This is a genomic window from Methanomicrobium mobile BP, assembly GCF_000711215.1.
In the GTDB taxonomy this organism is placed as follows: domain Archaea; phylum Halobacteriota; class Methanomicrobia; order Methanomicrobiales; family Methanomicrobiaceae; genus Methanomicrobium; species Methanomicrobium mobile.
Map to the genome: position 1 here is coordinate 34,976 of NZ_JOMF01000005.1, position 23,375 is coordinate 58,350.

Sequence of the window (23,375 nt, forward strand, 5' to 3'; positions counted from 1 at the left end):
AAGGTATCCCAAGATTAAATAATGTATAAATCGAGTTATATGAGATGAAAAGTTCACATATAGCATTTTCGGCACTTTCCGCGGCGGTATTGCTTTTAGCGCTGGTATCCGCGGGATGCACGGGCACAACGGATACAACACCTGATCTTTCAAACACCGGCATGGTCGGAACATGGCAGACTAACGCTCAGATTGCCAAATACGATAAGCCAATCGATATTATATACTCGTTCAAAGCTGACGGCACGGGAAAGGCATACTATTACCTTAACTGGAACAGTTCGGTGACAGCCGCGGTTCCGTTTACGTGGACAATCGGCAATTCTAAGCTCAATACCTTTGATGTCGTCTACCCGACGATAAGTTCGAGCGAGACATTCACTCTTGCCGGGGACAAAAACTCCATCGTCGACGGATATAATCTGAAATATGATAAATCCGAAGCGAAAAAAGACCTCATTGTAGGTACGTGGAAGTCCGTAAATAAGTATATCTCCGGCGATAAAGCCTATGATCTGACCTATGTGATGTATGCGAACGGCACCGGCAAGGATGCATGGTATCTTGACGGCAACCTGACCCAGTCCGATCCCGATACATGGGACTTTATCTGCATAGGTGAAGACGGCAGATATATCTATTACCTTGATTATCCGCAGTTCATGTCCAACACCGTTCAGGAGCTGTTCTATCTGTCGCCGGACGGCAAGGTTCTGGAAGATAAGTATAATGTAACCTATATGCGTGAATAAGCAGAGAGACAAAACTCATCTTTTATTTTTCATACCGATATCAGATATGTCCAAAGTTATCCGTATTCAGGAAGATGCCGAAGAGATAGCGTTGTCATACGGCGCCAGCGTGAGCGAAGGTATTCGCACTATGGATAAACTTCTCAGGAAGGCAAATAAGAAGGATTTCGACCTCGAGGATATCAGAAACGTCATCCGCGACGAACTCGAGAACATGAACCGTTACTGAATATCTACGGACATCGAAAATGCCGCGGAAAACAGAGAACTATGAGATAGAGATCGCTCTCGAATGGGGCTTTAACGAATATCTCATAAATAACAGGTATTCCGAGATTACGGATGCCGCGCCGTATCTGAAATACCGCGGTGCCGTTGCCGAACCGATAAAGCTCTTTAAGATCCGGACCGAAAATCGCGACGACCTCAAAGTCGTAACCCGCATTATTCTCGAGGAGACCCGCGGCTGGAACTATCTGACTTTCTCCGTAAACGGGCTGTTCAAGAGGAAGCTTAAGAGGAATTTTAATGGGGTGCGTGACGGCATTACCGAATTGCTCTATCGCTGTAATCCCGATGCCGTTTCAAAAGAAAAAATCGAGAGACTTGCTCTTGCTCTCGGTTCAAAATATGCCGGTTCGCTCGAGAGGGTTTCGGACGGCATCCCATTGGCGGAATCGGAGAAGTTCGGCGAGGTTGAGTCGGTTTTAAAAGCGGCACACGAGGAACTGACTTTTTTCGATAAGGTAAAAACGGCGTTCTTTGCACGGGGCATAAGACCCGCCTACAACCCGCGGAGATTCTGCGGAAGATTCGATCTGACCGAACTGACCGTTATCGTCAATCAAAAACGATACAGGACTTTTGATCTGACCGATCCCAATCCGCGGATGCTTGAGAATCGGCATTCGATGAAGGATGAATACGCAAGATACCGCAGGTCAAAGGGTATTGACAGCGTCATTGACGGCGGTGAGATTGCGGGGGACCGTGAGCCTTGCGAGCGGGATGATTGCGGTGATTGCGATGATTGCGATGATTGCGATGATTGCGGCGGGGACGGGTCAATCTATCTTATCTCGGATCTGCACCTGAATCATGCCGACATTATCCGCACAACCGCACGCCCGTTTGCCGACCGCGACATCGAAGAGATGAACCGCGTTCTTATCGAAAACTGGCGCGGGACGGTGAAAGACGGCGACAGGGTCATATATTTGGGCGATCTGACATACAAGGCGGACGAGGAGACCGCCGACCGCTTCCTGGGGATGCTTAGCGGCAATCTTACCTTTGTCGAGGGCAATCACGACAAAAACGTAAACCGTGACCTTGTCGGCTCCGTTTCAGACTATACCTTCGAATACGGGGGCTACAGATTTTACTGCGTCCATAACCCGAAGTTTGCGCCGAAAGATTTCGCCGGATGGATAATCCACGGTCATACGCACAATACCCGCATGTGCAGGTATCCGTTTGTCAATATGAAGGAGCGGACGATAAATGTCAGCTGCGAAGTTATCGGTTACCGCCCCGTAAGCATTGACACGATTATCACCGCAATCGGGAGATGCCGCGACGAAAAATGGGAAAGGGCGGATTATCTTGAGGATTTTTCTTAAAGTATCCCGATTATCACAGGAATATTATTGATTTTTCCTGCTGACTTATTTTAGCATCACAATCAGCAGTAAATTGAAATTTGCTTTCTGATTGACAATTTAAGACATTATCTCCGATATATTTGAAAAAGTCATATGAATAATTATATTTGTGTATGCTGCAAAAATAATACCAATGAATTCTAAAGAAGTTTTTTTAATGGTTTTATGTCTGCTGTGTGCTTTTCTCATAACGGCAGGTTGTGTTAACGTAAATGTAGGTTCAGGCAGTCCCACGGATAGCGGCAGTTCAACCGCGGTTGCGACATCGACTCCAATTCCGACTCAGAGTCCGACAGAAACCCCGACGCCGGTACCAACCGAAACTGCAACTCCGACAGCAACTCCAACACCTGTACCAACGCAAGTTGCGACTCCTACTCCAACTCCTACACCAATACCAACAGCAACTCCGACTCCAACGACATTTAGTTTAGGTCCAAGGGTTTCGTCCGCTAACAATGGTCCTGAGATTGAGCTTCTCGGTCAAGTCTATGGATTTGGAAAAGTATCAGATAATCCATATGATTCACGTGTTGACGGAATCCAGTTTAAGTTGGGTTTATTAGCCAACGCAGATTCTTATGATTTCACTAAGGCAAAAATGAAACTCCGCACAAAGACAGATGTTTATGAATTATCTCTTGCAGATACACAGGAAGTTAACAGCGAATATATCGGATTAAAACAATGGGGTGTTATAAATATATTCAACAGTATGCCAGGTACAACAGATCTGATTCTTGAGAATCAGGAACAATTTGTAATCTTTGTAAGACCCCCCGGCAAAGGGCTTTTACCAAACGATAAGTTTGATATTGAAATAGTTACTGAATCGGGTCCTGCCTATAATATAAGTAGTAAGATTCCGGCAGGTATCAAAGAGGTCAATTTACTAGTCTAAGTTAATAGGATTATATTAATGGGGTGTAATTTATACCTCCCAACTTAGGGAAGTGACTCGTGTCTAAACTAAGTAGATAAAATATAGGATATAATTAGTCATTGACGAAGAATCCATCTTTTTTTTTAATGCGATAGTCTGCGGCATTATTTTCAGCATCCCGCAACAATTTAGATCGTTATGATATCTATTTATTTAATGTTGTGTAAAGTAAAGATCATGAAGTTAAAAATATTATCACTTATGATTATCTGCATTATGGGTGCATTTCTCTTATCAGCGGGCTGCACGGTCAGCGTCGGCAACGGCGCCGATGTAAATTCGGGAGCAGACACCTTCAAATATAACTTCTCGGACCCGTACGATACCGACTCCGACTTCACTTGGGTGGACAAAAAGACGGAATACGATCTTACAGGCACTTATACGACGCCGGATGATGACGTTCTGACATACAAGATAAAATTCGACACAATCAACAATTCAAATGAAGTTCTGCTCTCCAGAGGGTCAAAGAAAGACTTCAACTCAATGACCGTGACTTTATCGGGAACGGTAACGAATTCGGGAACGGATCGCGTGATTACGCTGATTAACGATGCCGTATACACTCTGTCTGCGTCAAATGTCCTGACCACGCCCGAAGGCTACACGGTGCAGATGAGACCAAACAACTGATCCAATCGGTTCAACCGATCTCATTGATTCAATTGAGCACATATATTCAATAGATGTCATCGATTCAATTGATCTCATGGATTGCGGTCGTGACCTACTCATAAAAAAGACCTTTTTTTATTTTATAAATGTCTGCGCCATTCTCTTTGCAAGAATGCGAAATAATATATTTAAGTCCGTGTAAACGGAGAAACATGAAAGGAAAATATTTTTTGGTAACGGTTTTATGCATTATGTGTGCATTTCTCTTATCCGCGGGATGTGTTTCCGTAAATACCGACGTAAGTCCGTCAAATTCTGACGGTGATTATCCGTCATATTCTGAAGGTGATTACGAATGGGTAGAAGAAGATATAAAATATGATATTGAAGGATCTTACGATGAACCCGACGGTGTTACTTTAGTCTATAGGATCAAATTCAATGCGGGAAACGGTGCAGATGGGATTCTGTTCTATCAGGAAACCCTGAAAGATCAAGTCGGAGTAATGTCCATGACGCTACCCGGAAGCATCACCGTGTCGGGAACGGATCGTAAGATTGAGACATCTCTCGGCGACACCTATTATCTTTCGGATTCAAATGTTCTGACCACGCCTGAAGGCTATAAGGTGTCGATGAAATCCGTTAAATGAACTCTCATAATTTATCTGTTCTGCGGCGGCATAACTCCGATCAGAACAGATAACCGCCTTTATTTTTTCACTTTCAGCAATCAGTCGCAATATATTCTGCTATTCTGTTATGTTCTATTGCATTCTGTTATTCTATTGCATTCTGTTATGTTCTGTTATGACTACTGCATATTCTTCGGGCAGAAAAATCCCGTCTTCTCAAGGAATTCCCTGACCGCGGCAATGCCGCCGTCGAGATACATCGCGCCGCAGATGGATTCCACGGATTCGGCAAGAACACGCCCCGACGTCCAGATATGCTGCTGCTTCTCGCCCTTTCCCCAGAGCACGTAATTCTGAAGACCAAGCCCGGAAGCGAGGTTTCGAAGCCGCGTCATATTCACGAGATCGGTCTTCTTTGTCGTAATCACGCCCTTGTCGTGGTCTTTGTTTACGATAACGAGCCTTTCTATCACTACGACGTCGATGACGGCATCGCCCAGAGTGGCGTATGCGTCCATATAGTCATCTTCGGGCAGACTGTTCTCTTTTGCGTATGCAAGCCGCGTCAGTGACCTTCGGAGAATAGCTTCGTCATTGAATTTATAATCGATAAGTTTCTGAAAAAGAGTAAGATTGAATTCCGTAAGCGATTCCTGCGGCAGATCCGATTCCCGTGCAATATCGGGATATGCCTCCCGCGAAAATTCGAATTTAATCTCTTTTTTGACGGCACGGTCTCTTGAAATTCTCGCCGGTTGTGATTTTTGCGCAGACATGGTTTGACTCTCTGACTCTATGACACTTTTCTTTTTCGGGCAGGTCGATTTGCCAGTTTATCCGGCAGGACCTGCCGTCCGCTCATTGCTCATTATAATTGCTCATTGCTCATTTACTCATTTATTCTTCAACGCCACAATCTCGGCAACGCCGGTGAGCTTCCAGATATTCGCTCTTTCTTCGGTCGCAATCGACTCAAGTGACTCGGTCGGCTCGTGACCCAGTGCCGAGAGGATATTCTTCGAGAGATTCTTCTCGCGAATCATGTCTATGAACATGCGGCGTATCTTCTTCTTCGTAATCGAATCCTCCTCCTGAATCAGATAGCCCTGGAGCGTGACGAAATTATACTCGGACAGATCCGCGGATATACGTTCAATCTCCACGGAAACATGCGGATCGAGTCTGTAGAGGTCGTTCTTTCTGCCGTACTTGGTTGAGAGGAAGTAAAGGAATTTGCCGTCGAAAACATATAAAAATGGCGCCATATATGGATATTTTTCGCCGCGGAACGCTATCCTGCAGACATATCCTTCCATGATAAGACGGTTGTATTCCGCAACCTCCATCTTGGGTATCTTGACTATATTCATATTGCACCTTTGAATATATTGATTAGTTTTGCAGTTGATTCATACGGCAATAAAGGTTTCTATCTTTGGCGGAAAATCGCGTGCGAAGTCTTCGCGGGCGTTATCTTTAAACAAAATTTGCCGCTTAAATCCGTAAAAAGTCAAAAAATAGGGTTTTATGTTGGTGCCATGTTTTCGGGAATCACACCGGAAATGCCTCTGTTATCGGCTGTTTCACGATTCCGGTGCGGGTTCGTCCGCCGGCGTCGTGGGGTCTTCGAGGCTCTGAATGTTCTTCTCGATATTCTTCACATACTCCGATGCATCGTCGATTCCCTCTTCGGCAGGCGATTTGCCTAAGATAGACTCATCCAGATCGAACTCCTTCCATGAGTCGTCCTTGAAGTCTTCGTCCTCGGCGCCGAGGAACTTGGCGCCCTGCTTGATGAGGCTTGAAACTTCGAACGGGAAGATTATCTTGGTTGCCTGACCGTCCGCCATCTGCTGAAGCGCGTTAAGGGAGAGGACCGTTATCGCCTTCTTGTCCAGCGGTCTGGAACCGAGCGAGAGGATTCTCAAGGCCTGTGCTTCACCCTGCGACTGAAGAATCTTCGATTTCCTGTCACCTTCGGCTCTGAGGATCTTTGACTGGCGGTCACCCTCGGCTTCGAGGATCATGGACTGGCGTTTACCTTCGGCGGTAAGGATTGCCGAGCGCTTCTCACCGTCGGCGCGGAGGATAGCGGCACGGCGTTCACGTTCCGCGGCTGTCTGCTCGGTCATTGCCTGTTTTACGGCGCCGATGGGGTCGACTTCCTTAATCTCGACACGCTCCACCTTGACACCCCACTGGTCGGTCTCGCGGTCGAGGATGTCGCGGAGTTTGTTGTTTATCAGTTCGCGGTTGTAGAGCACCTCATCGAGTTCGAGGTCGCCGATGATTCCTCTCAGACTTGTCTGTGCGAGAGCGACGGTTGCCATGCGGTAGTTTGAGACCTCGAAGTATGATTTCTCGGGGTCGATTACCTTAACATAGACGATTGCGTCGACGTTCGTCGGCGAGTTATCCTTTGTGATTACTTCCTGCTTGGGAACGTCCATGACCTGCGTTCGCAGATCCACCTTGATAATCTCGGTGATGAACGGAATTACCCAGCGGAATCCCGGGTTGAGCCTTCCGATATACTTTCCGAGCCTTATCTGAAGTGCCTGCTCGTAAGGCTGAACGATTACCACACCTTTTGCAAATATGAAGACTATTGCAATGACCAATACAATTGTTAATGCCGTGTCCATTTTATCACTTTTTTATATTTACTCAATATTTTGTTTTTAAAGTCAATACTTAAATCCGAAAAACCGTTACTTCGTCAATCCGTCAATTCGGCAATCCGTAATCGGCAACCGGTCGACAATCGCGGTCAGCATTCCTCCACCACTACGTGAACGCCTTCCGAAAAGACTACCTTTATCTTCTTCCCCGTCGCTATTGTGCCGCTCTTCGATCTGGCGCTCCAGTCGGTATTCCCGATCCTGACCTTGCCCGAGATGCCGTCGCTGTCGACCTCCTTTATGACAAGACCGGTCTTGCCGATGAGCGAGTCTTTGCTTGTGGTCTCGGGTTTTGTGCTCCCCGACCCTATAAGACTGTAAATCCAGACCGAGATCCCCGCCGATATGAGTGCGGTTATGACCGCGATTACAATAAGCAGCGGCGACGAAAAGATATCCGGAACGATGAGAGATACAATGCCGATGATGATGAGCGTAGTCCCCGGCACCCCCATGAAGAATCCCGGGTTAAAGGTCTCTATTGCAAGAAAGAGGACACCTATCAGTATCAGGTACCAGCCTACCGAGATAATTCCTTCTATCATATATGGTAATTGATTTTCTGTTATTTATCTTAGTAGGATGCATAAAAATGTTAAAATGAGTATATTCGCCGCCATGGTGCGGGTGTCCGCCCGCGTTGACTGCCACGACCGCAGCCATTGCCTCCGCCGCCGCCCTCGGATAAGTGGCGGAAAAGTGCAGCCGCTCATTCGGTCAGATAAGCAATCCTTGAGCCTTTTTCTATGCCGATATCCTCAGCAATCGGTGCACACTTGACCATCATCAGGTAGGCAACCGGCGGCAGTTTCATGACTTTTTTGTATTCGCTTAAGGATTCGTAGTTTGCCATGCCCTTGGAGACAATGAGCGTCGCCTTCGAGATCTCCTCCTTAAGTTCGTCGCTTATCATGCGGATATTGAAGCCGACCTCGGGAATCCCGTCCGTACTCGTATAAACGGCGTCGGCGACCTTGTCCATGCCGAGTTTTACGGCGTCGCTCATGGTCGCGTCATTGATAATCGGCGCACCCTTGACGACGACCGTGACGCGGCAGCCCTTGTTCTTCAGATATTCGACGAGTTTTCTGTCGAAGACGATCTCGCCGCAGTTGTCGCAGAGAAATACGGTTCTTGCGGCAAGTCTCTCGATTCTGTCGCAGTCGTCGACGCTGAACCCCTTCCTGAATTCGTCCTTGAAGAAGCCGGTGAAGTCATCGGTGACCACATGCTCCTTCGATCCGAAATCGAGGGTGTTTCCGATGACCGCCGCCAGCGCACAGTCCCTGAAGGTCTTAAGGCTGCCTCCGACTTCGGCGAGGAGTTTTTCCGCCTCGATATTTGTCCGCTCCTTAATCTCCACATAGGGATCGATATGCTCAATCATCCGGCAGGCAAGCCTGTGAACGCGGCTTGAGAGTTCGGGTGAGGGAATATTCTCCGAAAGACCGCGTTTAAGCTCGTCGCGGCAGATGCCGACGACGTTTTGGACGCGCTTTTCGTTTTCGGGATTTGAACAGTCCAGAACAAGGCGGCATTCATACTCGATTCTGGTTAAAAGACATCCGAAACAAACTTCTCTGATTCTCATGTTCCGATACTCATGAAGAAAAAAACTTTGAAAACAATAAAAACAACGTATGGGGCCACCGCGATTTGAACGCGGGTCAGAAGACCCCCAGTCTCCTAGGATGGTCCAGGCTACCCTATGGCCCCCGATGGCACGCTGCGTATACCTGCACGTTCGGGCACTTACCGCCCCTGCCGTTACGCTGTGCTATTACATATTGTAATGTATAGTTTATCTATTTTGCCTATTGAATTCTTCAACGTCCTTCGATAATGCATCCAGCTTATTGCATGTAAACTGCATTGTACTGTTTATTCCCTCGACATCGTTCCTTAAGATTCTGATGCGGCATTGCATCAGATATATTATGCCGAGCAGGAAGACAATCACGATTCCGAACAATATTATAATCAGATATTCGGCAGAAAATTCAAACATCCCCATCACCTGTTATCCCGTATATCTCCCGCGGCATGCGGTTGCGGTATCCTATCGTATGCTGCGACCCCGACCCCCGCCATGCCGCGTGTTTACGGTTAGTTTCTATCTTTTTGCATAGGGAATAATTATAGATATGTATCCTGTCACCTCCCGCGGACGCGGGGGTTGTGTGCGGCGGCATCGTCATCGTCATCGGCACCGGCAGCGTCGGCAGCATCTGCGGCAGGGACGGGGGGTCGATGAGGGTGTGTGTTGCGGTACGGTGCGGGTGTTGTGCGGGTATGGTAAGTGTGTTGTGTCTGGCGTGATTGTGCGGGGTTACGGCAGGTGCGGCATGTCGGGAATAATCCGTGACGGTCAATGCGGATCGTCGACCTTCGGGAATTATGCGGTTAATTTTATACAGCGTCTGACAAAATATATCGCCGGCAGGCGCGTAAATCAGCGGGTAAATTGCTGTCTGTTTGGCGAAAAATTCCAGAATAATGCAAGTCGTAAAAACAGGTTTCATAATGAACCCGAAAATGTGGTTGCGCGTCGCTTTGAAGATTTATTCAGCAAGCATATAAAGCGACTGCGACATTTAAACAAGTTTTATATACTTATCTCTCATTGTAATAATGCTGAATAGATTGTAAAATCAGGGGGCCTATAGCTCAGTTAGGCAGAGCGCCTGACTTTTAATCAGGTGGTCGGGGGTTCAAATCCCCTTGGGCCCGCTTGCCACGTCAATTATGACTCAAATGTGGCGTTTTGGTATTTTTTCAATGGTGATGCATCTGAACAAAATCTTAACTATAAAAGGGGCTATCGATGGGCACCGGTTTTTCCGTAATTAAACATGTAATGGTACCTGACCATCAGATTATGACTGCCGAAGAGATCGAAGAGTTACTCGCGGCATTCAAGATCACACGCGACCAGCTTCCCAACATCTATCATGATGATCCTGCAGTAAAGGAGATTGGCGCAAAGATCAACGACGTTATCAGGATTGTTCGCAACAGTAAGACCGCAGGTAAGGCTGAAGCGTACCGCATAGTAGTAAAGAGACCAAAGAAATGAACTCCTTTAGCAAAAAGGGGGGTCTTCATTGTTAGATCGTAAAACTTTATCCGAGGCATATTTCTCACGCGCCCACGTAGCGCGACACCAGCTGGATTCATACAACTTCTTCCTGGAGTACAACCTTCAGAAAGTCGTCGATGAACAGAGAATTATTGAAACCGACATTGCACAGAGGGGCAAAGACAACGACAACGTCTGGGTTGAACTCGGCGAAATCCGCGTCGAAAAACCCGTAGTCCGTGAAGCCGACGGTTCTCAGTCCGGATTGTATCCGAGTGAAGCACGCTTAAGAAACCTGACCTACGCCGCACCTATTCAGCTTGACATGATTCTTTGTCAGGGCGAAGAAAGACAGGAACCTATTGTGACCACAATCGGTCAGCTTCCCGTCATGGTCGGGTCCACGGCATGCAACCTCTGCGGACTTTCCGACGAGGAAAGAATCAGTCACGGCGAAGACTCGCACGACCCGGGAGGATACTTCATCATCAACGGCTCCGAGCGCGTTCTCATGACACTCGAAGATCTTGCGTCCAACAAGATCATGACCGAGTTCACCGAGAGGTACAACGAGCGTATCTACGTCGCAAAGGTATTCTCGCAGTTCCGCGGATACCGTGCACTCGTCATCGTCGAGAGAAACAAGAAGAACCTTCTCGAGGTCTCGTTCCCGTCCGTCGCCGGTCACCTTAAGTTCGTTGACCTTATGCGTGCACTCGGTCTCAACGGCGATCAGGAGATCGTGGAAGCGGTCTCGACCGACGAAGATATCCTCACGTTCATGCTTCAGAACCTTGAGGAAGCGGAGTGCGACAACACCGAGGAAGGCATAATGTATGTCGGAAAGAAGCTCGCACCGAACCAGACACGCGACTACCAGAAGAAGCGTGCCGAGTTTGTCCTTGACAGCTATCTCCTCCCGCACTTGAACGAGCTCATGCCCGACGGTCTCAAGGAGGGCGACGAGGGCTACGAGGAGGCATGCGAGAGCGTGCGTCTTGCAAAGGCTCACTTCCTCGGCAGAATGGCTGAGGCATGTTTCGACCTTGTTCTCGACAGAAGGAGAATCGATGATAAGGATCACTACTCGAACAAGCGCTTAAAGCTCGCCGGCGACCTTATGGAGGATCTCTTCCGTATCTCGCTCAACAGACTCACACGCGACGTCAAATACCAGCTCGAACGCGCCAGCATGAGACACCGCGACCTCTCAATCGGAACGGCGGTGCGTGCCGATGTCCTTACCGAGAGACTTCTTCACCCGCTTGCGACCGGTAACTGGGTGGGCGGAAGGACGGGTGTATCCCAGCTTCTCGACAGAGTCGACCACATGGCTGTCATCTCTCACCTTCGCCGCGTAATCTCGCCGCTTTCACGTTCACAGCCGCATTTCGAGGCACGTGATCTTCACCCGACACAGTGGGGAAGAATCTGTCCGTCGGAGACTCCGGAAGGACCGAATTGTGGTCTTGTAAAGAACTTCGCACAGATGGTCGAGATCTCCAAGGGCGTCAAGGACGAGCAGGTAATCAACAGAATGCTCTACAACCTCGGCGTTGAAGAGCTTAAGAGGGAAGTATTATGAGCACAGGTCATAAAAAATCGAGAGTATTCGTTAACGGCGCTTTAATCGGTCTCTGCGAAGACCCCGTTACCCTTGTCGCCAATGTCCGCAGGATGCGAAGACGCGGCGAACTTCCGACCGAGGTCAATATCTCGTATAAGGAATACAACGGCGACATCATCGTCCATACCGACAGGGGACGTGCACGCCGCCCGCTCATCATTGTCGAGAACGGAAGACCGGCAATCACGAACGAGGATATTGAGAAGTTAAAGACCGGAGATTCCGACTTCAATGACTTGGTCGGCAAAGGTTTTATCGAGTACATTGACGCGGAAGAGGAGGAAGATCTCTATATCGCGGTCAACGAAGAGGACATCACTCCCGAGCACACCCACCTCGAGATCGACCCGTCGCTTATCCTCGGTATCGGAGCGGCTCACGTTCCGTTCCCGGAGCACAATGCGGCACCCCGTGTAACAATGGGTGCGGGTATGATTAAGCAGGCACTCGGATTCGGTGCGTCGAACATGAAGTTAAGACCAGATACACGCGGTCACCAGCTTCACTACGTCCAGAAACCTCTGGTTCACACCCAGACATCAAGGATCATCGGCTCGGACGACCGTGCCGCGGGTCAGAACCTTGTGGTCGCAATTCTTTCCTACGAGGGTTTCAACATTGAAGATTCGCTTATCTTCAACAAAGCCTCAATCGAGCGCGGTGTCGGACGTTCCCACTTCTTCAGAACCTACGACGGCGAAGAGAGACGCTACCCGGGCGGACAGGTCGACAAGATCGAGGTCCCCGACGAGGAAGTCTCGGGTGCACACGGTGTCGAGTCGTATCAGAACCTCGATACCGACGGTATCATCAACCCCGAGACCTTCGCCGCCGAGAAAGCCGTTCTCATCGGTAAGACATCCCCGCCGAGATTCCTCGAAGAGCCGTCGGGAGAGCTTATCGCCGTTGAGAAGCGCCGCGATACCTCGGTTACAATGAGGAGCAACGAGCACGGTATCGTCGATACCGTCATCATTACCGAGGGTGAGAACTCATCGAGACTCGTCAAGGTCAGAACGAGAGATCTCCGTATCCCCGAGGTAGGCGACAAGTTTGCGTCCAGACACGGACAGAAGGGAGTCGTCGGACTCATAACGCCGCAGGAGAACATGCCGTTTACGGAGTCGGGAATCGCACCCGACCTTGTTATCAACCCGCACGCAATCCCGTCGCGTATGACAATGGGTCATATGCTCGAGATGCTCGGCGGCAAGGTGGGCTCGCTCGAGGGCAGAAGAATCAATGCAACCGCATTCAGCGGAGAACGCGAGGAAGATCTCCGTGAATCCTTAAAACAGCTCGGTTTCGCGAACAACGGCAGAGAAGTCATGTATGACGGTATTACGGGACGTCAGTTCAAGGCTGATATCTATGTCGGCGTCATCTATTACCAGAAACTCTACCACATGGTCTCTTCGAAGATGCATGCACGTTCGAGAGGTCCCGTTCAGGTTCTCACACGCCAGCCGACCGAAGGACGTGCCCGTGAAGGAGGTCTCAGGTTCGGAGAGATGGAACGTGATGTTCTTATCGGACACGGCGCTGCAATGGCACTTAAGGAACGTCTTCTTGACGAGTCCGATAAGGTCGAGCAGTATGTCTGCGCAAAGTGCGGTATGATCGCCTTCCTTGACAGAAACAAGAATACGACACGCTGTCTCTCATGCGGCAACGAGACCGATATCTACAGCGTTGAGATGAGTTATGCGTTCAAGCTCCTTCTCGACGAGATGAAGAGTATGGGTATCGCACCGAGAATGCAGCTTGAGGATCAGGTATAGGAGAAAGGAGGAAAACAGAAATGACAAGTCCAAAGAGAGTCGGAAAGATAGAGTTCGGTCTGCTTTCGCCCAAAGACATCCGCAAGATGAGTGTCAGAAAGATCATCTGGGCGGATACCTACGATGACGACGGTTTCCCCTACCCCCAGGGTCTTATGGATCTGCACCTCGGTGTAATCGACCCCGGTCTCCGCTGCAAGACATGCGGCAACAAGGCGAGCGAGTGTCCGGGACATTTCGGACATATCGAGCTTGCCAAGCCGGTTATTCACGTGGGTTACACGAGGCTTATCAGGAAACTTCTGCGTGTAACCTGCAGAAACTGCGGTCGCCTTCTCCTGAGCACCGATGAAATCAGCAAGGTTCTCGGTCCGGAGGATGAGAGGAACGACGACACAATCTCCGAGAAGGATATCAAGAAGGAGCGTGTATGTCCGTTCTGCGGCGAACAGCAGCTCAAGATAAACTTCGAGAAGCCGACGACGTTCTCCGAGGTAATGCTCGACGAGAACGGCAAGAAGAACGAGCAGAAGCTCACGCCGGCGGATATCAGGGCACGTCTCGAGAAGATCCCCGACGAGGATTTAAGGCTTCTCGGAATCAACCCGGCGGTCGCAAGACCCGAATGGACATGCCTCACCGTCCTTCCGGTGCCGCCGGTCACGATGCGTCCTTCGATTATTCTCGAGAACGGTCAGCGTTCCGAGGATGATCTGACGCACAAGCTCGTCGATATCATCCGTATCAACCAGCGTTTCAAGGAGAATCAGGATGCGGGAGCGCCTCAGCTGATCATCGAGGATCTCTGGGAACTTCTCCAGTATCACGTGACGACCTACATGGATAACGAGGTCGCAGGCTGTCCTCCGGCGCGTCACAGGAGCGGAAGACCGCTCAAGACGATCTCGCAGCGCCTTAAGGGTAAGGACGGACGTTTCAGAGGTTCGCTCTCCGGTAAGCGTGTCAACTTCTCGTCGCGTACGGTTATCTCGCCGGATCCGAATATCTCGATTGCTCAGGTAGGCGTTCCGCTCGCCATCGCAAACGAGATGAGTTTCCCCATCCGCGTTACTCCGTTCAATATCGACGAGGTCCGCGCAATGGTCCTTACGGGACCCAACCGCCCGACGCTCAACTCGCCCTGCGGTGCGAACTATGCCATCAGACCCGACGGCAGACGTGTCCGCCTTACCGATCAGACGAAGGAGAATATCGCCGAGATGCTCGAGCCCGGATGGACGGTCGACAGACAGTTGAGGAACAACGATGTCGTTCTCTTCAACCGTCAGCCTTCGCTGCACAGGATGAGTATCATGGCTCACCACATCGTCATCATGAACGGCAGAACATTCCGCCTTAACCCCGCGGTCTGTACTCCGTATAACGCCGACTTCGACGGTGATGAGATGAACCTCCATGTTCCTCAGACCGAGGAGGCACGTGCGGAGGCGGAGCTTCTTGCAAGCGTTACCGAAAACATTCTATCGCCGCGTTTCGGCGGTCCGGTTATCGGCGCAATCCACGACCATATCTCGGGTATTTTCCTGCTTACGCACGAGAAGCGCTGGTTTAACAAATCGGCGGTTCTGTATCTGCTGATGAACAGTCTGCCCGAGCACCTTCCCAAACCGGACAAGGTTGAGAACGGCGTCGAGTACTGGACAAACAAGCAGATCTTCTCGATGATCCTGCCCGACGACCTCAACATGGTCTATCGTTCGAGTTCGTGTCTGAACTGTGCGAAGTGCAAGCACGAGAAATGTGCCGAGATTCCGAATGCGGACAACAACAACAGTATTCAGGATGCCTACGTCAAGATTGTCGACGGCAACCTCGTATGCGGTACAATCGATAAGAAGTCAATCGGTGCGATGGCGGGTGTAATCCTTCAGAGAATCATCAGGACGCACGGTCTCGAGAGAGGCCGTCAGTTCGTCGACGATGTCACGAAGCTTGCAATCCGCGGTATCATGTATGACGGATATTCCTTCGGTATCGACGACGAGGACCTTACAAAGAACGAATACGGTATGATAAGCGAAGCTCTCGACAAGGCTGAAGACGATGTCGAGCGCCTTATCAGGTCGTATGAGGCGGGCACTCTGGAGCCGCTTCCGGGACGTACCCTTGAGGAGACTCTTGAGATGAACACCATGCAGGTTCTGGGTAAGGCACGTGACAGTACCGGTAAGATTGCGGGCGGTCACCTCGGTCTTTCCAACAGCGCCGTGGTAATGGCGGTCTCGGGTGCGCGCGGTTCGATGCTTAACCTGACCCAGGTTGCGGGTTGTGTCGGACAGCAGGCTGTGCGCGGTGCACGTATCAACCGCGGTTATGAGGGCAGGACACTGCCGCATTTCAAGAAGGGCGACAAGGGAGCAACGGCTCACGGTTTCGTAAGGAACAGTTACAAGAGCGGTCTGACTCCGACGGAGTTCTTCTTCCACGCTATCGGAGGCCGTGAAGGTCTTGTAGATACTGCGGTCCGTACGTCTCAGAGCGGTTACCTGCAGAGACGTATGATCAATGCTCTTCAGGACTTAAAGGTCGGCTACGACGGAACGGTAAGGACTTCCGGCGGCAGAATCATTCAGTTCAAGTACGGTGAGGACTCGACCGATCCCGCGAAGGGATGTGCGGGTGACCCGGTGGACGTGAAGGGTATTGTCGAGAGTATTCTTAAAGAGGAGGTCAGAAAATGAAACAGTCACAGATTGATGTTATCGAGGCTGCCGACCTCCCGAAGAAGACCAAGGACGATCTTATTGCGTATATCGGCGAGAAGGATCTCTCCGACGAGACCTTCAACGCGATTATGGACAGGATTAACATCGAGTACGCGAACTCGAGGATTGAGCCCTGCGAGGCCGTGGGTATCATAGCGGCGCAGTCAATCGGCGAGCCGGGTACCCAGATGACGATGCGTACTTTCCACTTTGCGGGTGTGGCCGAGATTAACGTTACACTCGGTCTGCCGCGTCTCATCGAGATTCTGGACGCAAGGAAGATACCGAGTACGCCTTCGATGACTATCTATCTTCAGGACGAGTACTGCTGCGACCGCGAAAAAGCGCGTGAGGTCAGCTGGCAGATTGAGGCGGCGCATCTCAGCGAGTTCGGCGAGATTGTCACCGATATGCTCGACATGAAGGTCCGTGTCAGGATCAACCGCGACGTCTGCAAGAAGAGGAAGATTACCATCGAGGAGATCTTCGAGCGTGCGCCCCGCAAGATTAGGGACAAGAACCACTACCGCGATTTCGAGTGCGAGGAGGATCTTGCCGATGCCTGTCTTACCTTCATTCCGAAGGATCAGGACAGTTATCAGAACCTCTTTGCCCTTGCCGAGAACGTGAGGAAGGTCATCGTTCAGGGTATCGATGATATCGAGCGTGTTGTCGTCCGCAAAGAGAACGAAGAGTATATACTATATACTGAGGGGTCTAATCTTAAGGACGTATTTGAGGTTGAAGGTGTGGATACCACCAGAACCAGAACAAATAACATCGCCGAAATCTCCGATGTCCTCGGAATCGAGGCAGGCAGAAATGCCATCATAGATGAAGCATTGAACACACTTCGCGAGCAGGGTCTCGATGTGGATGTCAGGCATATCATGCTTGTCGCCGATATGATGTGCATTGACGGTGAGGTTAAACAGATCGGTCGTCACGGTATCGCGGGCGAGAAGGAGAGTGTCCTTTCCCGTGCTTCCTTCGAGGTCACTGTCAACCACCTTCTCGATGCGGCGGTCGCCAACGAGACGGATATCCTTGAGGGTGTCACCGAGAATGTTATCGTCGGTCAGCCGATTCAGCTCGGTACCGGTGATGTAAAGTTAATAGCGAAGAAGAACTGAAGGGGTTTAAACCGAGTGGTTTAATAACCTTTTTTGGTTTTCGGCGCTAATGATATGATGAAGAAAAACACACAACCAAAAATTACCAAATTGATTCAAATTTAGGAGAATTTCAATGGATTTCGAAACGTCATTAAGACGGGCAATTAAAACCGGTAACGTCGTTATCGGACAGAATGAAACAAAAGAATGCATCGCAAGCGGAAAAGCAAAACTCGTGGTCGTCGCCGGCAACTACTGCCCTGATGATTTCGCGGCATTCCTCAAGGAGAAGAATGCGAATGTCTACACCTATGAGGGTACGAGCAAGGCTCTCGGTATCTCATGCGGAAGACCGCACTTTGTAAGTGCTCTTGCTATTGTCGATGCAGGCGACTCGGATATCCTTTCAATCCAGAGGGCTTAAATGGGCGAGATTGTCTTGAACGAGCAGAGTCTTCAGCTGATGAAGCAATTCGAGGACATCACCGGCGCGGGAAGCCGCGACTGTATCATAGATGAGAGGAACGATCGCTTAATTTTCGTTATCAACCCCGGCGACATGGGTCGCGCAATCGGAAAGCAGGGTGCAAGCATCAAGAAGGCTTCCGAGGATCTCGGTAAGAAGATTGAGGTAGTCGAGTTTTCGCAGGATGCAAAGCAGTTTATCAAGAACTGTTTCCTTCCGGCACGCGTTAAGTCGGTCGAGATTACCGAGAACGAAGAGGGCGAGAGTGTCGCCAATGTCGATATCGAGGAAGAAGACCGCGGTATCGCAATCGGCAAGGGCGGAAAGAACATCTTTAAAGCCAACAAGCTTGCCGAACGCCAGCATGACATTGTGAGCGTTCAGATCCTTACTGATGAAAATCAGTAAATAATCATTTTTATCGAAAAATAATTGTCTTAGTGAATAATTTTGTTTTAGGTTTTATTGATCTTCAGCGCTGAATTTCTTTCTTATTGTCAAGCGCTTGGCTTTCTGTTTATTCTCTGTTTATATTATTATCTTATCATTCATATGAACAGCAGAGTTTTGTGTTGGATTCCTTCATGTATTTTAACAGGTTTGCGGTGTATTCATCGTAAGGTGAGTCAAACCGCGTCCTGCTGTCTTTTATTACAAAGACTGCCGGCTTCATCGTGTAAGTTTCGTTTATCAGCGTGTCATAATTATGTATGAATATTGTTCTGCCGGGGACATCCACCGAGTATATTTCCTTGTAATATATTCTCAGATAATAAATTTCGTTGAGTTTCGGTATCGGCAGGCTGTATGAGTCCTCGATGCAGGTCGATGTATGATCGGGTAAATCGGCAATTCTGACTGTTTTATTCCTGCTGTAAATCAGTTCTTCGGGGATTTTATCAATTTCCCGCCTTGTTAAATTCGCCGATACAATCTTTCGCGATAAATTATATCTTATGTTGGAGAATGCCTCAATGCATTCCACGTTCATTCCGTTTCTGAAATAGAGATCATATCTTAATGTCGCGTCATCCGCCCTAAAATTGAAGGTATAGTTTAATTCGGGTATCTTGGTATTATTGGCAATGTCAATCTCCGAATAATCCACTTCTTCGATTGGCACAAATGCAGGCATCTTCTCCGAAAGAAGATAATTAAATTTATAGTCCTTTCTTATGACATTCCAGTCATCGGCGTCGCGAAACAGCCATTCGCCCGAGGAGGCGTTATGCTCGATTATAAACGGAACGTCATCGTCACTGTAATGTGCTCCGGGATTTTTTTCGATGACAAAATACGGTTCAAAGTACTCATGTGTGGACTTTGAGCTTGAAATCTCGAATGCAACCAAAATTGCAAATTCCGTTAAAATGACTGTTAAGACGACTATTATTACCGCCGCAATCAGAAGGCGCTTTATATTCATACTCTCTATGATAAAACTCTCTTTTTCTCATTAATAATAGTTTAGAGATTGTCCGTATTTTTACGGACATCCATTCTTTGTATCAATTGGAAGCAGTCAGCAGTCCGTATCCTGCGTCGTGTCTGGCGTGACTTGCAGTGAATGCCCGACCCGATTGTGACTAAGTTAATTATGATGAAACAGATATTTAGATGAGTTATGGATTCCGAGGCATCCGATGCAATTACGCTTGACAAATCCGATATGAGTGCTTTGTCGTCGGATGTCCGCATAAGTATACTGCGGGCGATTGACGGTTCCGCGGGGGGAACTGTTTCGGCGGCGACGCTTGCGGATGAGTTGTCAATCGGCAAATCTACGCTTCATCAGCATCTTTCCGTTCTTGAAAACGCGGGGATTGTCAGCGCGGATAAGAGCCGCAAATGGCATATGTATTCGCTGACGCGGAAAGGAAAGTGTATTCTTCATCCCAAGCAGAGTTTCAAATTTATTCTGGCGTTATCTTCATCCGTGTTCTTCGGGTTGTATGGCGTTTATATGCTTGTGCTTTTCTTTAAGGGGATGGAGTTTCAAGGCGGCGGTCACGTTAAGCATCTGCCCGAACTGCTCATCGGCGGCGAGATATTTCTGATTGTTGCGGGATGTCTGATATATCTTGCATTGCGGATAAATAACCGCGATAAATGCAGTTATGCCGATTCTCTTGTGCGCAAAAAGTTGACGGAAGAAAAATAGTTTGACTGTTTAACAGTTTACGGATTAACTGTTGAGCAGTTTAACAGTTTAACGGTTTTATTTTCGGCATCCTGCGGGATTTTTCAGGTATGACTGGCTATTTTTTGATTATAGGGGTTGTCGTGTACATTTTCTTTTGAGTATCCAATATGGTTGCAGTAAATTCATTGTAAGGTGAGTCAAACCGTGTTCTGTTGTCTTTAATTACGAATACCGATGTCTGCGTATCATAATGATAATTTGGTTTCGGGATTGTTCTGCCGGGAACATACACTGAATCTATTCCTTTGTAAACTACTCTCAAGTAATATATTTCGTTGATTTTCGGTATCGGCAGGTTATACGTATCTTCCATGCAGATTGATTCATATGGTGTTAAATTGGAAAACCTAGTCGATTTATCCTTGCAGTAAATCAGTTCTTCGGGAATATCCTTCAGTTCCTCTCTTGTTAAATTATCCGTAACAGTCTGTCGTGATAAAGTGTATGTTATGTTTGATAGTGCCTCAATACACTCGACATTCATTGCGTTGTGGTAATACAAAAAATATCGCAACACTCCGCCATCTGCACTGTAGTTATATGTATATTTTAATTCCTTCAGGGTACTATTCTCCGTGTCGTATGTATATGGCATGTCCTCAGAAAGCGTGTATCCTCCAAAATAGTATTTTCTTACGACATTCCATTCGTCCGCGTCACGAAAAGTCCATTTGCCCGTGGAGTTATCATAATCTATTACAAAGGGAACTTCATCAGCTTTAAAGTAATTTCCATGTTCTATTTCAATAATATAATACGGAGTATATATGTTAACAGTTGCATAATTTTTAGAATTGTCGAATAAACCCAAAAATGCCAAATCGGCTATAATTATCACAAATGCCGCTAAAATAATCGCCGTAATTTTGAGGTACTTTGAGTTCATTCTTTCTCCTATCAGATTGTTTTAGGCAGTTCTATACTTACTGATTATCCTGTCCGCGGGTATCGTTTATTGTGTTCCTTTTCTTTTGAGTTTCCAATATGCTTGCAGTAAATTCATTGTAAGGTGAGTCAAACCGTGTCCTGTTGTCTTTAATCACGAATACCGATGTACGTATAGGATCATAAAAATCCGGTTTCGGGATTGTTCTGCCGGGAACATCCACTGAGTCTATGCCCTTGTAAGATACTCTCAAGTAATATATTTCGTTGATTTTCGGTGTCGGCAGGTTGTATGCATCTTCAACAGTGGTTGATTCATGATCCTGCAAATTTGAAATTCTGATTGATTTATCCTTGCTGTAAATCAGTTCTTCGGGAATGTCCTTCAGTTCCTCTCTCGTTAAATTATCAGTTACAGTCTGTCTGGATAAAGTGTATGTTATGTTTGATAGTGTCTCAATACACTCGACATTCATTGCGCTGCGGAAATACATATTGTATCTCAGTATTCCGTCATCTGCCCTAAAATTAAATGTATGGTTTAATTCCGGAATCTTGGTTTTGTTGGCTGTGTCAACTTGAGACCAATCGAGATCCTTGAGTTTTACACAATATGGCATTTTATCCGAAAGAAGGTATCCCGCGAAAACGTTTTTTCTTACTGCATTCCATTCATCAGCATCGCGAAACTGCCATTTGTCATCGGAACTGTCATAATCGATTACAAAGGGAACTTCATCACCCTGCAAGTAATTTCCCGGTTTCATTTCAAGAACATAATATGGGTCAAATATGTAATACGCTTCATAATTTTTAGAATTGTCGAATAAACCCAAAAATGCCAAATCGGCTATAATTATCACAAATGCCGCTAAAATAATCGCCGTAATTTTGAGGTGAGTTGAGTTCATTCTTTCTCCTATCAGACTCTATTTTTCCTATTTATAATACTTTAGAGATTGTCCGTATTTTTCCGAACGATTAAGCATTGTTTATATCTTAAAAAGTTTGAAAGATTGTATTATCCGAAGATTATTGAATCTTAGAGGGGGATAAAAATGCAAAAAGGAGTAATTATAGCGGCAGCGGCAGTCGTTGCTGTCGTTGTTGTCGTTGCTGCGGTTGCAGTCGTCTGCGGCATTCCGGCAGTGAGCATGTCAAATTCAGCATCCGCAGGTGCCGACAACGGAAATGCAGGTGCCGATGCGGGTAAAGTAAGCGGCGAGAGCGTAAAAACAACCGCCGCCGACGAAGGAAAGAGTACCGAAAGCACAGTTAGAGCCGGTGACGCCGGCGGGGAGATAACCGTTGAGGAAGGAAAAGAGAGCGTATTGAAGTTCATCGGCGATGACAGTCTGAAACTCTCCGACATAAAATTCGCAAATGAAGTCGACTACTTCAGTCAGGGGGATTATTATCAGTATAACGTCGACGGCGGCAACGGAATCGGCAAAGTCGCCGCATATGTCAGTAAAGATAACGGCAATGTGGAGATGATCTCATTCTACGACAAGAGGAGCGGCGGAGAAAAGGAGAAGGCAATAACGCTTGATCAGGCAAAAGAGAATGCATGGCGCTATATTGCCGATAAGTATCCCGAATTTGTGAAGATGAATACGGTCGAAATCGACTCGGAATATAACGATCACATGGCGGGGGGCAAGGATTACATCTTCACTTGGAGGGAGTCGGTTGACGGCGTTCAGACTCTGAATCTTGTCACACTCGCGGTTGACGCGGTTAACGGCGAAATTCTCTCGTATATGGCGCTTAACCGCGATTATACGGGCACGATGACGCCGAAGCTGAGCGAAGACGAGGCTTATGCAAAGGCAATCGAGGCGTTCCCCGGCATTGAGATAACCGAGAAGTCCTGCACGCTCTCAGTGGAATATGTCGAGAAGGGTCGCCCCGCATTGAGTTATACCGTGACGCTGAAAGGAAAACCTGTCAATTACACGTCATACGGCGGCATTGTCCTCATTGACGCCGAAACCGGCGAGATAATGCTTAAGAGCGGATATAACTGATCGCAAAAACGATCCTGTGCTTTTCAGATGCTTTGTGCATTTGAAGAGCATCAATTTTGATTTTCTTTATTTTAACGGCGTTTGGGATGATCGCATATCCTTAAGTACCCAATATTTTTTCGGCTTCTTCTGCGGAATAACGCGGCTCTCTTCTCAATCGCTCCAGTTCT

General features: G+C 48.0%; 24 protein-coding genes and 2 tRNA genes. 16 read left to right on the top strand and 10 right to left on the bottom strand.

Annotation, left to right across the window (positions count from 1 at the left end):
* Positions 1–44: 44 nt before the first annotated feature.
* From T502_RS02410 to T502_RS02435, 6 genes are all read left to right on the top strand, one after another.
* The gene (locus T502_RS02410; protein WP_042705544.1) at positions 45–752 is read left to right on the top strand and encodes a hypothetical protein; all 708 of its coding nucleotides are present in this window, start codon (positions 45–47) and stop codon (positions 750–752) included.
* Between the two features lie 46 nt (positions 753–798).
* Positions 799–981, top strand: a complete 183-nt coding sequence (locus tag T502_RS02415; protein WP_042705546.1) for a hypothetical protein — start codon at positions 799–801, stop codon at positions 979–981.
* 19 nt (positions 982–1,000) lie between these two features.
* A complete protein-coding gene (locus T502_RS09030) occupies positions 1,001–2,374 on the top strand; it encodes a metallophosphoesterase (RefSeq protein WP_052359077.1) in 1,374 nt (457 codons plus the stop codon).
* A 175-nt stretch (positions 2,375–2,549) separates the two neighbouring features.
* Complete coding sequence (locus T502_RS08855) at positions 2,550–3,317, top strand: hypothetical protein (protein ID WP_157197442.1); 768 nt, start codon at positions 2,550–2,552, stop codon at positions 3,315–3,317.
* A 219-nt stretch (positions 3,318–3,536) separates the two neighbouring features.
* On the top strand, positions 3,537–3,995 hold the full coding sequence (locus T502_RS02430) for a hypothetical protein (protein WP_157197443.1): 459 nt from the start codon (positions 3,537–3,539) through the stop codon (positions 3,993–3,995).
* Between the two features lie 194 nt (positions 3,996–4,189).
* The gene (locus tag T502_RS02435) at positions 4,190–4,630 is read left to right on the top strand and encodes a hypothetical protein (protein WP_157197444.1); all 441 of its coding nucleotides are present in this window, start codon (positions 4,190–4,192) and stop codon (positions 4,628–4,630) included.
* Between the two features lie 161 nt (positions 4,631–4,791).
* Here the strand turns inward: T502_RS02435 and T502_RS02440 are convergent, their stop codons facing one another.
* From T502_RS02440 to T502_RS02475, 7 genes are all read right to left on the bottom strand, one after another.
* Positions 4,792–5,388, bottom strand: coding sequence for a ribonuclease III domain-containing protein (locus tag T502_RS02440; protein ID WP_084172979.1), 597 nt, complete (start codon positions 5,386–5,388; stop codon positions 4,792–4,794).
* Between the two features lie 117 nt (positions 5,389–5,505).
* Complete coding sequence (locus T502_RS02445; RefSeq protein WP_042705551.1) at positions 5,506–5,982, bottom strand: pyridoxamine 5'-phosphate oxidase family protein; 477 nt, start codon at positions 5,980–5,982, stop codon at positions 5,506–5,508.
* 213 nt (positions 5,983–6,195) lie between these two features.
* Positions 6,196–7,257 carry an SPFH domain-containing protein gene (locus T502_RS02450; RefSeq protein ID WP_042705552.1) on the bottom strand — a complete coding sequence of 354 codons (1,062 nt, stop codon included), beginning with the start codon at positions 7,255–7,257 and terminating at the stop codon, positions 6,196–6,198.
* A 125-nt stretch (positions 7,258–7,382) separates the two neighbouring features.
* Positions 7,383–7,838 (bottom strand): NfeD family protein, encoded by a 456-nt coding sequence (locus tag T502_RS02455; RefSeq protein ID WP_042705553.1) that lies wholly within the window; start codon positions 7,836–7,838, stop codon positions 7,383–7,385.
* 164 nt (positions 7,839–8,002) lie between these two features.
* The gene (locus T502_RS02460) at positions 8,003–8,884 is read right to left on the bottom strand and encodes a damage-control phosphatase ARMT1 family protein (RefSeq protein ID WP_042705554.1); all 882 of its coding nucleotides are present in this window, start codon (positions 8,882–8,884) and stop codon (positions 8,003–8,005) included.
* A gap of 50 nt (positions 8,885–8,934) precedes the next feature.
* A tRNA-Pro gene (locus tag T502_RS02465) sits at positions 8,935–9,009 on the bottom strand.
* A 284-nt stretch (positions 9,010–9,293) separates the two neighbouring features.
* Positions 9,294–9,665: a hypothetical protein gene (locus T502_RS02475; protein ID WP_157197445.1), complete on the bottom strand. Its 372-nt coding sequence runs from the start codon at positions 9,663–9,665 to the stop codon at positions 9,294–9,296.
* Between the two features lie 284 nt (positions 9,666–9,949).
* Here T502_RS02475 and T502_RS02480 point away from each other — a divergent pair.
* The 8 genes from T502_RS02480 to T502_RS02515 all read left to right on the top strand — a co-directional run bounded on the left by T502_RS02480 (position 9,950) and on the right by T502_RS02515 (position 18,495).
* Positions 9,950–10,023 (top strand) — tRNA-Lys (locus tag T502_RS02480).
* A gap of 94 nt (positions 10,024–10,117) precedes the next feature.
* On the top strand, positions 10,118–10,369 hold the full coding sequence (locus T502_RS02485; protein ID WP_042705558.1) for a DNA-directed RNA polymerase subunit H: 252 nt from the start codon (positions 10,118–10,120) through the stop codon (positions 10,367–10,369).
* Positions 10,370–10,397: 28 nt separating this feature from the next.
* Positions 10,398–11,957: a DNA-directed RNA polymerase subunit B'' gene (locus tag T502_RS02490; RefSeq protein WP_042705559.1), complete on the top strand. Its 1,560-nt coding sequence runs from the start codon at positions 10,398–10,400 to the stop codon at positions 11,955–11,957.
* Positions 11,954–13,780: a DNA-directed RNA polymerase subunit B gene (gene rpoB / locus T502_RS02495; RefSeq protein ID WP_042705560.1), complete on the top strand. Its 1,827-nt coding sequence runs from the start codon at positions 11,954–11,956 to the stop codon at positions 13,778–13,780. Before T502_RS02490 ends, rpoB begins: the two co-directional genes overlap by 4 nt.
* A gap of 20 nt (positions 13,781–13,800) precedes the next feature.
* The gene (locus T502_RS02500; RefSeq protein ID WP_042705561.1) at positions 13,801–16,482 is read left to right on the top strand and encodes a DNA-directed RNA polymerase subunit A'; all 2,682 of its coding nucleotides are present in this window, start codon (positions 13,801–13,803) and stop codon (positions 16,480–16,482) included.
* Positions 16,479–17,639, top strand: coding sequence for a DNA-directed RNA polymerase subunit A'' (gene rpoA2, locus T502_RS02505; protein ID WP_042705562.1), 1,161 nt, complete (start codon positions 16,479–16,481; stop codon positions 17,637–17,639). The genes T502_RS02500 and rpoA2 overlap by 4 nt, the downstream gene beginning before the upstream one ends.
* A 115-nt stretch (positions 17,640–17,754) precedes the next feature.
* Positions 17,755–18,045 carry a 50S ribosomal protein L30e gene (locus T502_RS02510; RefSeq protein WP_042705563.1) on the top strand — a complete coding sequence of 97 codons (291 nt, stop codon included), beginning with the start codon at positions 17,755–17,757 and terminating at the stop codon, positions 18,043–18,045.
* Complete coding sequence (locus T502_RS02515; protein ID WP_042705564.1) at positions 18,046–18,495, top strand: NusA-like transcription termination signal-binding factor; 450 nt, start codon at positions 18,046–18,048, stop codon at positions 18,493–18,495.
* A gap of 136 nt (positions 18,496–18,631) precedes the next feature.
* Here T502_RS02515 and T502_RS02520 read toward each other — a convergent pair whose 3' ends face one another.
* Positions 18,632–19,513: a hypothetical protein gene (locus T502_RS02520; RefSeq protein ID WP_042705565.1), complete on the bottom strand. Its 882-nt coding sequence runs from the start codon at positions 19,511–19,513 to the stop codon at positions 18,632–18,634.
* A 198-nt stretch (positions 19,514–19,711) separates the two neighbouring features.
* Here T502_RS02520 and T502_RS08510 point away from each other — a divergent pair, with 198 nt between their 5' ends.
* Positions 19,712–20,248, top strand: coding sequence for an ArsR/SmtB family transcription factor (locus tag T502_RS08510; RefSeq protein WP_052359079.1), 537 nt, complete (start codon positions 19,712–19,714; stop codon positions 20,246–20,248).
* A 97-nt stretch (positions 20,249–20,345) separates the two neighbouring features.
* Here T502_RS08510 and T502_RS02530 read toward each other — a convergent pair whose 3' ends face one another.
* Positions 20,346–21,176, bottom strand: a complete 831-nt coding sequence (locus T502_RS02530; protein ID WP_042705566.1) for a hypothetical protein — start codon at positions 21,174–21,176, stop codon at positions 20,346–20,348.
* A gap of 37 nt (positions 21,177–21,213) precedes the next feature.
* Positions 21,214–22,086, bottom strand: a complete 873-nt coding sequence (locus T502_RS02535) for a hypothetical protein (protein WP_042705567.1) — start codon at positions 22,084–22,086, stop codon at positions 21,214–21,216.
* Between the two features lie 147 nt (positions 22,087–22,233).
* On the opposite strand from T502_RS02535, the gene T502_RS02540 reads away from it, so the two are divergent.
* Positions 22,234–23,205, top strand: coding sequence for a PepSY domain-containing protein (locus tag T502_RS02540; RefSeq protein WP_042705568.1), 972 nt, complete (start codon positions 22,234–22,236; stop codon positions 23,203–23,205).
* The last annotated feature ends 170 nt before the right edge of the window (positions 23,206–23,375 follow it).

Bases quoted from the DNA above. Each gene is read 5' to 3' on its own strand.
- T502_RS02460 (WP_042705554.1), bottom strand. From the start codon at position 8,884: ATGAGAATCAGAGAAGTTTGTTTCGGATGTCTTTTAACCAGAATCGAG.
- T502_RS02440 (WP_084172979.1), bottom strand. From the start codon at position 5,388: ATGTCTGCGCAAAAATCACAACCGGCGAGAATTTCAAGAGACCGTGCC.
- T502_RS08510 (WP_052359079.1), top strand. From the start codon at position 19,712: ATGGATTCCGAGGCATCCGATGCAATTACGCTTGACAAATCCGATATG.
- T502_RS02500 (WP_042705561.1), top strand. From the start codon at position 13,801: ATGACAAGTCCAAAGAGAGTCGGAAAGATAGAGTTCGGTCTGCTTTCG.
- T502_RS02410 (WP_042705544.1), top strand. From the start codon at position 45: ATGAAAAGTTCACATATAGCATTTTCGGCACTTTCCGCGGCGGTATTG.
- T502_RS02450 (WP_042705552.1), bottom strand. From the start codon at position 7,257: ATGGACACGGCATTAACAATTGTATTGGTCATTGCAATAGTCTTCATA.
- T502_RS02535 (WP_042705567.1), bottom strand. From the start codon at position 22,086: ATGAACTCAACTCACCTCAAAATTACGGCGATTATTTTAGCGGCATTT.
- T502_RS02530 (WP_042705566.1), bottom strand. From the start codon at position 21,176: ATGAACTCAAAGTACCTCAAAATTACGGCGATTATTTTAGCGGCATTT.
- T502_RS02455 (WP_042705553.1), bottom strand. From the start codon at position 7,838: ATGATAGAAGGAATTATCTCGGTAGGCTGGTACCTGATACTGATAGGT.
- T502_RS02510 (WP_042705563.1), top strand. From the start codon at position 17,755: ATGGATTTCGAAACGTCATTAAGACGGGCAATTAAAACCGGTAACGTC.
- T502_RS02415 (WP_042705546.1), top strand. From the start codon at position 799: ATGTCCAAAGTTATCCGTATTCAGGAAGATGCCGAAGAGATAGCGTTG.
- T502_RS02485 (WP_042705558.1), top strand. From the start codon at position 10,118: ATGGGCACCGGTTTTTCCGTAATTAAACATGTAATGGTACCTGACCAT.
- T502_RS02445 (WP_042705551.1), bottom strand. From the start codon at position 5,982: ATGAATATAGTCAAGATACCCAAGATGGAGGTTGCGGAATACAACCGT.
- T502_RS02520 (WP_042705565.1), bottom strand. From the start codon at position 19,513: ATGAATATAAAGCGCCTTCTGATTGCGGCGGTAATAATAGTCGTCTTA.
- T502_RS02515 (WP_042705564.1), top strand. From the start codon at position 18,046: ATGGGCGAGATTGTCTTGAACGAGCAGAGTCTTCAGCTGATGAAGCAA.
- T502_RS09030 (WP_052359077.1), top strand. From the start codon at position 1,001: ATGCCGCGGAAAACAGAGAACTATGAGATAGAGATCGCTCTCGAATGG.
- T502_RS02435 (WP_157197444.1), top strand. From the start codon at position 4,190: ATGAAAGGAAAATATTTTTTGGTAACGGTTTTATGCATTATGTGTGCA.
- rpoB (WP_042705560.1), top strand. From the start codon at position 11,954: ATGAGCACAGGTCATAAAAAATCGAGAGTATTCGTTAACGGCGCTTTA.
- T502_RS02540 (WP_042705568.1), top strand. From the start codon at position 22,234: ATGCAAAAAGGAGTAATTATAGCGGCAGCGGCAGTCGTTGCTGTCGTT.
- rpoA2 (WP_042705562.1), top strand. From the start codon at position 16,479: ATGAAACAGTCACAGATTGATGTTATCGAGGCTGCCGACCTCCCGAAG.
- T502_RS02430 (WP_157197443.1), top strand. From the start codon at position 3,537: ATGAAGTTAAAAATATTATCACTTATGATTATCTGCATTATGGGTGCA.
- T502_RS08855 (WP_157197442.1), top strand. From the start codon at position 2,550: ATGAATTCTAAAGAAGTTTTTTTAATGGTTTTATGTCTGCTGTGTGCT.